11 protein-coding genes are annotated in these 11794 nt (G+C 68.6%); 8 read left to right on the forward strand and 3 right to left on the reverse strand.

Annotated features, from left to right (window positions below; translation table 11 throughout):
• Positions 1-25: 25 nt before the first annotated feature.
• Entirely contained in the window at positions 26-598 is a 573-nt protein-coding gene (locus tag ACFWPX_RS28770) for an adenine phosphoribosyltransferase (RefSeq protein ID WP_378930661.1), read from the forward strand.
• Between the two features lie 7 nt (positions 599-605).
• Here ACFWPX_RS28770 and ACFWPX_RS28775 read toward each other — a convergent pair whose 3' ends face one another.
• Positions 606-1217 carry a GNAT family N-acetyltransferase gene (locus ACFWPX_RS28775; protein ID WP_378930663.1) on the reverse strand — a complete coding sequence of 204 codons (612 nt, stop codon included), beginning with the start codon at positions 1215-1217 and terminating at the stop codon, positions 606-608.
• Positions 1218-1451: 234 nt separating this feature from the next.
• Between ACFWPX_RS28775 and ACFWPX_RS28780 the strand changes: the two genes are divergently transcribed.
• On the forward strand, positions 1452-3122 hold the full coding sequence (locus ACFWPX_RS28780; RefSeq protein WP_378930665.1) for an ABC-F family ATP-binding cassette domain-containing protein: 1671 nt from the start codon (positions 1452-1454) through the stop codon (positions 3120-3122).
• Here ACFWPX_RS28780 and ACFWPX_RS28785 read toward each other — a convergent pair.
• Positions 3040-3489, reverse strand: a complete 450-nt coding sequence (locus ACFWPX_RS28785) for a nuclear transport factor 2 family protein (RefSeq protein ID WP_378914563.1) — start codon at positions 3487-3489, stop codon at positions 3040-3042. The two genes, ACFWPX_RS28780 and ACFWPX_RS28785, sit on opposite strands and share 83 nt — an antisense overlap.
• Before the next feature lie 86 nt (positions 3490-3575).
• Between ACFWPX_RS28785 and ACFWPX_RS28790 the strand changes: the two genes are divergently transcribed.
• From ACFWPX_RS28790 to ACFWPX_RS28805, 4 genes are all read left to right on the forward strand, one after another.
• Complete coding sequence (locus ACFWPX_RS28790) at positions 3576-4097, forward strand: winged helix-turn-helix transcriptional regulator (protein WP_378930667.1); 522 nt, start codon at positions 3576-3578, stop codon at positions 4095-4097.
• Between the two features lie 87 nt (positions 4098-4184).
• Positions 4185-5126 carry a hypothetical protein gene (locus ACFWPX_RS28795; RefSeq protein ID WP_378930669.1) on the forward strand — a complete coding sequence of 314 codons (942 nt, stop codon included), beginning with the start codon at positions 4185-4187 and terminating at the stop codon, positions 5124-5126.
• Positions 5126-6433: an adenylosuccinate synthetase gene (locus ACFWPX_RS28800; protein ID WP_378930721.1), complete on the forward strand. Its 1308-nt coding sequence runs from the start codon at positions 5126-5128 to the stop codon at positions 6431-6433. The genes ACFWPX_RS28795 and ACFWPX_RS28800 overlap by 1 nt, the downstream gene beginning before the upstream one ends.
• A gap of 67 nt (positions 6434-6500) precedes the next feature.
• Positions 6501-7130 (forward strand): NUDIX domain-containing protein, encoded by a 630-nt coding sequence (locus ACFWPX_RS28805; RefSeq protein ID WP_378930671.1) that lies wholly within the window; start codon positions 6501-6503, stop codon positions 7128-7130.
• Between the two features lie 19 nt (positions 7131-7149).
• Here ACFWPX_RS28805 and ACFWPX_RS28810 read toward each other — a convergent pair whose 3' ends face one another.
• A complete protein-coding gene (locus ACFWPX_RS28810) occupies positions 7150-7893 on the reverse strand; it encodes a metallophosphoesterase (protein WP_378930673.1) in 744 nt (247 codons plus the stop codon).
• Positions 7894-8063: 170 nt separating this feature from the next.
• Between ACFWPX_RS28810 and ACFWPX_RS28815 the strand changes: the two genes are divergently transcribed.
• On the forward strand, positions 8064-9080 hold the full coding sequence (locus ACFWPX_RS28815; RefSeq protein WP_378930675.1) for an alkaline phosphatase family protein: 1017 nt from the start codon (positions 8064-8066) through the stop codon (positions 9078-9080).
• Positions 9081-9301: 221 nt separating this feature from the next.
• Positions 9302-11674, forward strand: coding sequence for a RelA/SpoT family protein (locus tag ACFWPX_RS28820; RefSeq protein WP_378913074.1), 2373 nt, complete (start codon positions 9302-9304; stop codon positions 11672-11674).
• The last annotated feature ends 120 nt before the right edge of the window (positions 11675-11794 follow it).

The raw sequence follows: 11794 nt of genomic DNA on the forward strand, positions 1-11794 counted from the left end.
AAGTGCAGACGTGAGAGGCGAGGGTATGAGCAAGCACGCGGTGGTCGAGTCCGACGATCAGGCCAGTGAGCGGACCGCCGAGGCGGCCGAGGCGGTCACCCGGCTGACCCGCTGGCACGACGACTTCCCCACGCCGGGTGTGCGTTTCGCCGATCTCACCCCGGTCTTCGCCGACGCCGCCGGCTTCCGCGCGGTCATCGACTGCTTCGCAGGCATCGCCCCCGACGTCGACCTCGTGGCCGGTGTCGACGCGCGTGGCTTCCTGCTCGGCGCGGGCGTCGCGGCGACCCTCGGCACCGGTGTGCTCGCCATCCGCAAGGGCGGCAAGCTCCCGCCGCCGGTCGTCTCGCGCGAGTACGAGCTCGAATACGGTTCCGCCGCACTGGAAATCCCCGCCGACGGTGTCGCCCTCGAGGGCAAGCGGATCCTGCTGCTCGACGACGTCCTCGCCACCGGCGGCACCCTCGCCGCCGCGGCCGCCCTGTTCAAGGAGGTCGGCGCCGAGGTGGTCGCCGCCGCGGTGGTGATGGAACTCGAGTTCCTGAAGGGGCGCGAGCACCAGGGCGATTACCCGGTGACCTCGATCGTCAAGATCTGACTCGACCTCAGCGCGCCGCGCGCAGCATCGGCCAGATCGGCGGGCCGCCCGGGAGTTGGAGTTCGCCTGTCACGGTGAAGCCGAAGCGTTCGTAGTACGGAACGTTGACCGGGTTGCTGGATTCGAGATAGGCGAGCGCGCCTTCGGCGTCGACGCGCTCGAGCCGGGAGTGCAGCAGGGCGTGGCCGAAGCCACCACCTCTGGCATCTGGGGCGGTGCCGATCATGCCCAGGTACCAGTGCGGTTCGGTGGGGTGGTTCTTCTTCAGCAGGTCGCCGACCTGTTTTCCCAAGAGAGTGCGGCGGCCGAAGGCGCGCCAGATGCCGGGCAATGTGCGCAGCTCGGTGATCGTCGAGGTCCGAGCCCGGTGCGGCGGGGTCCACAGGGCCGCGCCGCCCACCGTGCCGTCCGGGCGTAGCGCCAGGTCGGAGGCACCGCCGGGGATGAAGATGTGGCGCGCCATGGTGGCGAAGAAGCGAGGCAGACCGGCCGCTCGCCGGTTCGGGTCCGGCAGGATCCAGCTCATCACCGGATCGTGCTGGAAGGCCTCGGCCAGCGTCCGCGCCGCCGCGTCGACGTCGCTCTGACCGGCTGTCCGCACCACAATCGTCTCCGACATCGCACTCCTCGGCTAGTGGGCTGTGCTGGCATGCTCGCCCCGAATCCAGACTAGCCGTGACATGAGCGGGCTCACAGGTCCAGGAAATGGGGTGGCGCGCCGGGGTGCCGGGGTGTTATCAATGAAGAGTCTTGTTCCCGGCGATCGGAGTCACGCGTTGATTTCTTGAGGTAGCGCTCTCGGACGGTCCGCATTCCGCGCACCGTGCATCCGTCGCACCTCCAGGGGATCCGCATGACCTCTCTTTCTTTTTCCGATCTCACCTTTCACTGGCCGGATGGCACCGCTGTCTTCGACGGGCTCGATGCTGTCGTCGGACCCGGGCAGATCGGTCTGGTCGGCAGCAACGGCGCCGGAAAATCCACATTGTTGCGGCTGGTGGCCGGTGAACTGAAGCCGGTGCGTGGGTCGATCTCCGTGCCGGGCAGCCTCGGGTACCTGCGTCAGGACCTTGGCATGCGCACCGGTCAGCGGGTCGACGCCGTGCTCGGCATCGCCGAGGTGCGCGAGGCACTGCACCGCATCGAAAGCGGTACCGGCGAGCCCGTGGACTTCGACACCGTCGGCATGGCCTGGCAGGTCGAGGACGAGGCCGTCGCCCTGCTGGGCAAGCTCGGGCTCGACTACGTCGCCGAGTCGGTCGAGGACCTGGACCGCACCCTGGACACCCTGTCCGGCGGGGAGACCGTGCTGCTCGGCCTGGTCGCCGAACTGTTGTGCGAACCCGACGTGCTGCTGCTCGACGAACCGACCAACAACCTCGACGCGGTCGCCCGCGGGCGGCTCTACGAGGTGATCCGGCAGTTCGCGGGCACCGTGATCGTGGTCAGCCACGATCGCGAACTGCTCGACCGGATGGACGGCATCGCCGAACTGCGTGCGGGTGAAATCCGTTCCTTCGGCGGTGGTTTCAGCGAGTACGAGCGGATCATCGAGGCCGAGCAAGCGGCGGCGCGCGCCGCCGTGCGTGACGCGCGCAGCGATGTGCGCAAGCAGGCGCGCGAACTCGTCGACGCGCGAACGAAACTGGACCGGCGGGCACGCTTCGCGCAGAAGATGCAGGACAACAAGCGGGTGCCGAAAATCGTCGCGGGACTGCGCAAGAACGCCGCCGAGGTCTCGGCGGGCAAACTGCGCAACTCCCACATCGACAAACTCGACTCCGCCCGCGAAACCCTCGACCACGCCGAGGAATTGGTGCGCGCGGACCGGGAGATCCGCGTCGAGCTCCCCGGTACGCGGCTGTATCCGGGCCAGGACGTGCTCGACCTGGAGCAGGTCGAACTGGCCAACGGGCCGGTGGTCGACCTGCGCGTGAGCGGACCGGAGCGGATCGCGTTGACCGGGCGGAACGGAGCGGGCAAAACCACCCTGTTGCGCCGGATCGTCGCGCAGGGACCGAAGGTGGCGTGGCGGTTGCTGCCGCAGCGCCTCGACGTCTTCGACGAAACGCGAACGGTGTTCGACAACGTCGCCGCCGCCGCGCCGCACGCGACACCGGAACAGATCCGCGGTCAGCTCGCGCGGTTCCTGTTCCGCGGTGCCGATGCCGACATCGCCGCCGCCGCGCTCTCGGGCGGCGAGCGATTGCGCGCCGCCCTGGCGACCCTCCTGCTCGCCGAGCCTGCTCCGAAACTGCTGATGCTCGACGAACCGACCAACAATCTCGACCTGCCCAGCCTCGCCCACCTCACCCAGGCGCTGGCGAGTTTCGAGGGCGCGCTGATCGTGGTGAGCCACGACGAGCGCTTCCTCGACGACATCGGGGTCACCCGCAGGCTCGAGCTCACCCCGGACGGCCTGGTCGAAGACGGCCGGGTGCCTATCGCGCAGGACGTGCGGCCCGGCGAACCGCTCCCGGATAGCGCAGCAGATTCGGGCCCAACCACACCGCTACCGCGGTGAGCGCGAGCCAAGGCCGCAGATGTGGGCGCAACCGCCGGATGCGGCCGTCGGGACCGAGGTCGAGCACCATGGCCTCGGTCATCCGAAAGGGACCGAACCTGGCTTCGCCCAGCAGGACTCGGGTATCGCCGGTGCCGAGGCTGTCGGTCCACCGCAGATCGCTGACCGCTCGATAGACGAGGGTGAGCAAGGGCGCGAGGTCGGTTCGGCCGCGGAATACGAGCCGCCCCGACACCGGCGAGATGAGTTCGGCGTCCTCGGTCAGGGTGTCGAGCAAGGCGGTGATGTCGTTGTCGGTGGTCGCGCGCCGGAATCGGGCGACCGAATCGGTGGACACCGGATCGGTGCGGGCATCGGACATGGGCATGACACCTTCCTTCATGACGAATACTTCAGGTGTATCCCGACCGTAACCAGCTGACTTGCAAAAAGCAATGGACTATCCTCGGTGCCATGGCAAAAGTGGACCTCGCCGAAATCGCGTGCTCGATCGCCCGCACCGTCGGCATCGTGGGCGAGCGGTGGACGCCCCTGATCCTGCGCGACCTGTTCCTCGGCATCACCCGCTTCGAGGACCTGCGCCGCGACCTCGGCATCGCTTCCAACGTGCTGGCCGACCGCCTTCGCGCTCTCTGTGACAACGAGATCGTGGAAACCCGCGTGTACCAGGAGAACCCGACCCGAACCGAGTATGTGCTCACCGACCGCGGTCGAGACCTCTACCCGATCCTGACCATGCTGCTGGCCTGGGGTGATCGCTGGCTGGCCGGCGACGATGGGCCACCGCTGTCGGTGGTTCACCGCGACTGCGGCCAGGTGACGGAGGGCGTCGTCGTTTGTGGAGCATGCGCCGCGCCGCTCACCTCGGACAACGTCACGTGGCATGCCGGTCCCGGTGGTAAATCTGGTCCCGGTGTCGCTCTCGTCGCTACACGCTTGGCCCCGCTGTCGGACGGCATTCCCCCTCGCGGATGACCTCGGCCGAATCTGCCGCAGCGCCTTGACGATCGATGTTTTGGTGGAATAGACTAAAACAGGAGAACGCGAGAGGGAGTGGTTCGGATGGGGTACGGGAACTGGGATGACACCGCCTACCGGGCGGGGAAGACGTACCGCGCGCGCCAAGGGGTCGATGATTTCGGATACACGGCCGAGATGCGGGCGAAGCCGTACGACACGTGGTGCGCGCATCCACTGCTCGATCCGTTCGGGGTCGGCAAGCGCGAGTGCCGGGACTCGGCCGAGCACGGGAATTCACTGCCGGTGGCCGTGCTGTTCGATGTGACCGGATCGATGGGGCGGGTGCCGCGCATCATGCAGGACAAGCTCGGGAAACTGCACGGGCTGCTGAAGAACAAGGGGTACGCGCAGGATCCGCAGATCCTGTTCGGCGCGATCGGCGACGCCGATACCGATCGGGTGCCGTTGCAGGTCGGGCAGTTCGAATCCGACAACCGGATGGACGAACAGCTGCGGGCGATCCTGCTCGACGGTGGCGGGCAGAAGTCCGAAAGCTATGAACTGGCCGCCTATTTCATCGCCGAGCACGTCGCGACGGACGCCTGGGACAAGCGCGGTAAGAAGGGGTATCTGTTCCTGATCGGCGACGAATTGAACAAGCCTCGCCTGGCCGCGCGGCACATCCGAGCGGTTGTCGGCGACCATGTGCGCCGCGATGTGTCCGTCGAGTCGATCTATCGCGAACTCGAGCAGCGCTGGCACGTGTACTACATCCTGCCGAATCAGTCCTCGTACTACCGGGATCCGGAGATCGCCGCGCACTGGCGGGACCTGCTCGGGCAGAACTTCCTGAAACTCGACGACCCCGGCGCGGTCTGCGAATTGATCGCGCTGACCATCGGATTGGGCGAGGACCGGGTCGATCTCGATACCGGGCTGGCCGATCTGCGTGATGTCGGGTCGGCTGACGAGGCCGACGCGGTCGGACGGGCACTGGGCTCGAAGCCGGGACGGACCATGCGCGCGCTGCCGCCGGGGCGATGATGTTCGGTGCGGATCACCTCGTCGTCGTCGATCTGGGATTCGGTGACGCGGGCAAGGGCGCGACGGTCGACTGGTTGTGCTCACCCGAGGCGGACCTCGGGGTGGCGGCCGTCGTGCGGTTCAACGGCGGTGCGCAGGCCGCGCACAACGTCGTGGCCGACGGTCGCCACCACACCTTCGCGCAGTTCGGATCGGGGACCTTCGCCGGGGTGTCGACCCTGTTGTCGCGGCACATGCTGGTCGAGCCGATCACGCTCGCCGCCGAATCCGAACAGCTGGCAGCGCTCGGCGTGCACGACCCGCTCGGGCTGCTCGCCGTCGACGGACGCGCCCTGCTGACCACGCCGATCCACATCGCCGCGAACCGTGCGCGCGAGGACGCGAGGGGTACCTCGCGGCACGGTTCCTGCGGTCGTGGCATCGGCGAAACAGCCTGGTACGCACTGGAACACGACGCGCCGACCGTTGCCGACTGCCGGGCGCCGACCGTGCTGCGCGCCAAGCTGGATCGGCTTGCCGCCCACTACGGCAGCCTCGTCGGGCCCAGCGCGCACGGGTACGAATCGATCGACGCCCTGGTGGCGATGTACCGCGATTTCGCGCGAGCCGTCCGCATCACCGGTCCGGCGGAACTCGCCCGGTCCGCGCGCGCTGGGCGATTGGTGTTCGAGGGTGCGCAGGGGGTGCTGCTCGACGAGTGGCGTGGCCTGCACCCGCACACCACCTGGTCGACGGTCGAGCCGCGCAACGCGCGCGCCATGATTCGCGAAATCGGTGGAACCGCCGCGGTTCTCGGCGTCACCCGCACCTATATGACCCGGCACGGCGCGGGTCCGCTGCCGACCGAAGCGCCACTCGGAATTCCCGAACAGCACAACGGCACGGGGCACTACCAGGGTGCGTTCCGGCAGGGACACCTCGATCCGATCCTGCTGCGCTACGCCGTCGACGTGTGCGGCGGGATCGACGGTTTGGTCGTCAACCACCTCGACGCGCCCGGAACTCTCTGCGCAGCAAAGGCATACGACACACCCGCGGGCAGGCTGACCGAACTCGTCCCCGGCCGGTGGCGTGATCTCGATCACCAGCAGCGGCTCACCGGCCAACTGCTGGACGCGACACCGATTCTCGCGCCGATCGATGACGACCCGGCAGCGTGGCTGGCCGAGCGGTTGCGGGTCCCCGTGGTGCTGACCGGACACGGTCCGGATCGGCGCGACCGCGCTGTCGCGGCTCCGCGCGCCGGCCGGAGGGGGCGGCCCTGTGATGTCGGTGGGCAGGGAAGAATCGGGGCATCCGTACCGTGACCGCGGTATCGGCCGGTGACAACGCAAGGCGCCCGGAGCAGGGCCGCTCGAGGCAGGATGGGGTGACGTGGAGCAATCCGTTGTGTCGATCGATGTGGTGACATTGCGGTGCTGGGACGCCGACAGCGGCGTTCGCCTCGGCATCGCCCGCCGCGAGTTCGAGCCGTTCACCGGTGAACTCGCGCTACCCGGCGTGCTGCTCGGCCGCGGCGAACGCCTCGTCGATGCCGCCCGACGCGCCGTACACACCAAACTCGGGGTGCCTGCCGAGGCGATCGGCGCCGTCGGCCAGCTCGTCACGTTCGACGAGCCGCATCGCGACCCGCGCGGCCCGACGCTGGCCATCGCGATGTGGGCGGTGGTCGCCGAACACGATGGGCCCGCCGAGTGGGTGGGTTTCGACGAGGTCCCGCCGCTGGCGTTCGACCACAACCGCATCGTCGACACCAGCCGTGCCCTGCTGGCCGGACTCCTCTGGAAGGACGCGACGCTCACCCGCGCCCTGGCGGGCACCGAGTTTCCCGCAACCCGCGCGGTCGATCTCAGTACGTCGCTGCACGGCACTCGTCCGGACCCGGCCAACCTCAACCGCACGCTCGCCGCGATCCCCGGACTCGGCCGGACCGGCGAACGTCGCCGGGTGAAGGCCACCGGGCGGCCCGCGGTGGTGTGGGCGTTCGACGCCGACCAGGGCTGAGCCGTTCGCCGGTGCGGGCTCAGTGCGCAGCGGTGGTCTCGAGGTCGTAGAGGGCATAGGTGCGGCGCAGGACCGGGTACGAAACATTGTGGACGACAATGTTTCCGGGGGTTCGGCCGTACTCGGTGCCCGCGTGGGCGTGCCCGTGCAGGGCGAGAGTCGCGGGGGCGGCGTCGATGGCATCGCCAAGGGCTCGGCAGCCGAGACCGGGGTAGATCGCGGGTGGTTCGCCGGTGAGGGTCTCGGTGGTGGGGGAGAAGTGGGTGAGGGCGATGCGGGTGGGGGTGTCGAGGGCGGTGAGGGCGCGGTGCAGGCGGTGGGCGTCGACGGGGCCACGGCGCATGAGGGCGCGGTGTTCGTCGGTGCCGGAGTCGGGGTCGCCGGGGTGCGTGGGGAATCCGCCGGAACCGCCCATGACCCCGGCGATGCCGATGTGGTGGCCGCGGACGGTGCGGATCGTCGAATTGCCGTCCAGGACTTCGACTCCGATATCGGTGAGCATGTCGGTGATGAGATCGGCGTGCCCGGCGTCGTGGTCGTGATTGCCGAGGACCGCGATGACGGGAACCGGCAGGTCCGCGAGTTCGGCGCAGAGGAGTACGGCCTCGGCCGCGGTGCCGCCGTCGGTGAGATCACCTGCCAGCAGCAGCATTTCGGCATGCGTGCCGAGGCGGAGGAAGCCGGATCGGAACTTGCCCGCGACAGCCGGGCGCATGTGCAGGTCGGCGGTGGCGGCGATGCGGACCGGTGCTGTGTTCCCCACCTGCCAAGATGGCCACACCCCGCGGCCGATGTCAACGGTGATTCGCGGACCGGAGCTGTGGTTCGCGGGTTGTTCAGCGAGGCATCCGATATGTGCGACGCCGATGAAACGTCGATGAACACCGTCGCGGCGGTCTCGCCGCAACGGCACGAATCCCTCATCGTGAGGGCATGCGCGAGATGTCGGCTCCGGCGAAAGTGCTCGCTGCGCTGGTCACCGCGTTGGTGACGATTCCGCTGGTCGGGTCGGCGGCGGGGTCGGTGGCGGCGTTCGACGATGTGGGGGCGACGGTCGATGCGGCGGCCGCGTTCGGGGCGCCTCGACGCGGGGTCGGCGAGGTGGTGAACAAGGTCGTCGTCATCGGGATCGACGGGCTGATGTTCGACAAGGCCGACGCGGCGCAGGCACCGCGGTTGCGGCACCTCGCCGCGCAGGGGCTGCTCTCGCAGGGGAACATCGCGGGGCACATCACGATTTCCGGGCCGTCGTGGGCGAGCGCGCTGACCGGGGTGTGGGACACCGAGCACGGGATCACCGACAACGAATTCGACGCGAGTCCGTTCCTGGCGCACCCGAGTGTGTTCACCCGGATCGAACGGGCCGACCCCGCCCGGCACACCGTGTCCATCGGCACCTGGCACCAGATCGCGACGATCGCCGCCACCGGTGACCGGCGCGCCGACCTCGCCCTCACCACCGCGCCGGTTCCAGGCGATCCGGACGAGTCGGCCACCGATGCCGCTACCGCGACCGAAGTGGTGTCCTCGATCGAGCGTTCCGGTCCCGATCTGGTCTTCACCCACCTCGACCAGATCGACCTGGCCGGCCACCAGCACGGCGGCGCCTCACGCGCCTACCTGGCCGCGATCCGCCGGGTGGACGCGCTGGTCGGCGAGATCGTCGCGGCGGTCGACCGGCGCGCGCACGCCCATCCGCGGGAACAGTGGACCGTTCTGGTCACCACCGATCACGGCCACCTCCCGACCGGCGGCCACGGCGGCCAGACCCCCGCCGAAACCGCCAACTTCGTCATCGCCCGCGGGCCCGACTTCACCCCGGGCACCATCACCAGCGCCCACACCCTGGTAGACCTCACCCCCACCGTCCTCGACCTCCTCGCCGCCCCGCCCGGCCGTCTCGACGGCCGCACGCTCCGCACCCGCCCCACCTCAGGCGACGAGCGCTGACAGGTTCCTCCCCCCAACGCACTCCCGAACACCTATCCGCAGGCCCGGAAACTCACTACGCTGCCCGTGAACGATCGGCAGAAACCGCGGAGAGGCGGATTAGCCGCAGGCCTGTGACCCTGGTGACTCGAACACCAGGTCGGTACGGGGACTAAAGTTGAGGCCCCGGGCGGTTGCAGCACTCGGCCGACAGGTCCGAATGCAGCGTGAGAGGTGGTGGCATGACTCGACAACTCGGCGAGGCGAAGGTTGGGCAGGAATCCACCGGAGCCACGCCAAGCGAAGGTGCCCCGGTGAAGACCCCCGAACCCGTCAAGCAGTCCCCGACAGCCTCGGTGCCGAGCTCGGCCTCACGGCGGGTCCGTGCGCGGCTGGCGCGGCGGATGACCGGTCAACGGGGGATCGCGGCGGTCAAGCCGGTCCTCGAACCGCTGGCCACCGTTCACCGCGAGCTGTACCCGAAGGCCAATCTCGGCTTGCTCCAGCGCGCCTTCGACGTCGCCGACGAACGCCACGCCAAGCAGTTCCGTAAGTCCGGCGACCCGTACATCACGCACCCCCTCGCGGTCGCCAACATCCTCGCCGAACTCGGCATGGACACGACCACGCTGGTCGCGGCCCTGCTGCACGACACCGTCGAGGACACCGGCTACTCGCTCGAGCAGCTCAAGGAAGAGTTCGGCCAGGAAGTGGCCCACCTCGTCGACGGCGTCACCAAACTCGACAAGGTCAACCTGGGCGCGGCCGCCGAAGCCGAGACCATCCGCAAGATGATCATCGCCATGGCGCGCGATCCGCGCGTGCTGGTGATCAAGGTCGCCGACCGGTTGCACAACATGCGCACCATGCGCTTCCTGCCGCCGGAGAAGCAGGCCAAGAAGGCCAAGGAAACCCTGGAGGTGATCGCGCCACTGGCGCATCGCCTCGGTATGGCCACCGTCAAATGGGAGCTAGAGGACCTCGCCTTCGCGATCCTGCACCCCAAGAAATATGACGAGATCGTGCGCCTGGTCGCCGACCGCGCACCCTCGCGCGACACGTACCTGGCGAAGGTGCGCGCCGAGATCACCAACACCCTGGCCGCGTCGCGGATCAACGCGATCGTCGAAGGCAGGCCCAAGCACTACTGGTCGATCTATCAGAAGATGATCGTCAAGGGCAAAGACTTCGACGACATCCATGACCTGGTCGGCATGCGCATTCTGTGCGAGGAAGTCCGCGACTGCTACGCCGCGGTCGGTGTCGTGCACTCGCTGTGGCAGCCGATGGCAGGCCGGTTCAAGGACTACATCGCGCAGCCGCGCTACGGCGTCTACCAGTCGCTGCACACCACCGTGGTCGGCCCCGACGGCAAGCCGCTGGAAGTGCAGATCCGTACCCAGGACATGCACCGCACCGCCGAGTTCGGCATCGCCGCGCACTGGCGGTACAAGGAGACCAAGGGCAAGCACTCCGGTGACGCCGCCGAAGTCGACGACATGGCGTGGATGCGTCAGCTGCTCGACTGGCAGCGAGAGGCCGCCGACCCCGCGGAATTCCTGGAATCGCTGCGCTTCGACCTGAAGTCGCCGGAGATCTTCGTGTTCACGCCCAAGGGTGACGTGATCACGCTGCCGCAGAAGTCGACCCCGGTCGACTTCGCCTACGCCGTGCACACCGAGGTCGGGCACAAGTGCATCGGCGCGCGGGTGAACGGGCGGCTCGTGGCGCTGGAACGGCAGCTGGAGAACGGCGAAGTCGTCGAGGTGTTCACCTCCAAGGCGCAGAACGCCGGACCCAGCCGGGACTGGCAGAAGTTCGTGGTCTCCCCGCGCGCGAAAGCCAAGATTCGCCAGTGGTTTGCCAAGGAACGTCGCGAGGAAGCGCTCGAGAGCGGCAAGGAGCAGATCTCCAAGGAGGTACGCCGCGTCGGGCTGCCGCTGCAGCGATTGATGAGCGTCGAGGCGATGACCGCGGTCGCGCACGAGCTGCACTACAGCGACATCTCCACGCTCTACACCGCGGTCGGCGAGCACCAGGTGTCGGCACACCACGTGGTGCAGCGGCTCATGGCCCAGCTCGGTGGCATCGGCGATGTCGAGAACGAGCTGGCCGAGCGGTCGACACCGTCGACCACGCCCGCGCGGCAGCGCGTCACCGGTGATGCCGGTGTGCTCATCCCCGGTGCGCCGGGAACGGTCGCGAAGCTGGCCAAGTGCTGCACACCGGTGCCGGGCGACGAGATCATGGGCTTCGTCACCCGCGGTGGCGCGGTGAGCGTGCACCGGACCGACTGCACCAACGCCGATTCGTTGCAGGAGCAGGCGGAGCGGATCATCGCGGTCGAATGGGCGCCGTCGCCCTCGTCGGTGTTCCTGGTCGCCATCCAGATCGAGGCACTCGACCGCACCCGATTGCTCTCGGATGTGACCAAGGTGCTGGCCGACGAGAAGGTCAACATCCTGTCCGCCTCGGTGGCCACCCACGGCGACCGGGTCGCGATCAGCAAGTTCACCTTCGAGATGGGCGACCCCAAGCACCTGGGCCATCTGCTCAATGTGGTGCGCAACGTCGAAGGTGTCTACGACGTGTACCGGGTGACCTCCGCCGCCTGACCTCGACCACGGCCCGGGCACTCTCGCCTCGCGAGGGTGGCCCGGGCCCGGGGTGTGGGGTGGGGGGGCGGAATGGTTGTGTGCGCCGCGGGGTTTGGGGGGGGCGGGTAAAGGGCGGGT

Origin of the sequence: Nocardia sp. NPDC058518 (assembly GCF_042719655.1) — a bacterium.
Lineage (GTDB): Bacteria > Actinomycetota > Actinomycetes > Mycobacteriales > Mycobacteriaceae > Nocardia.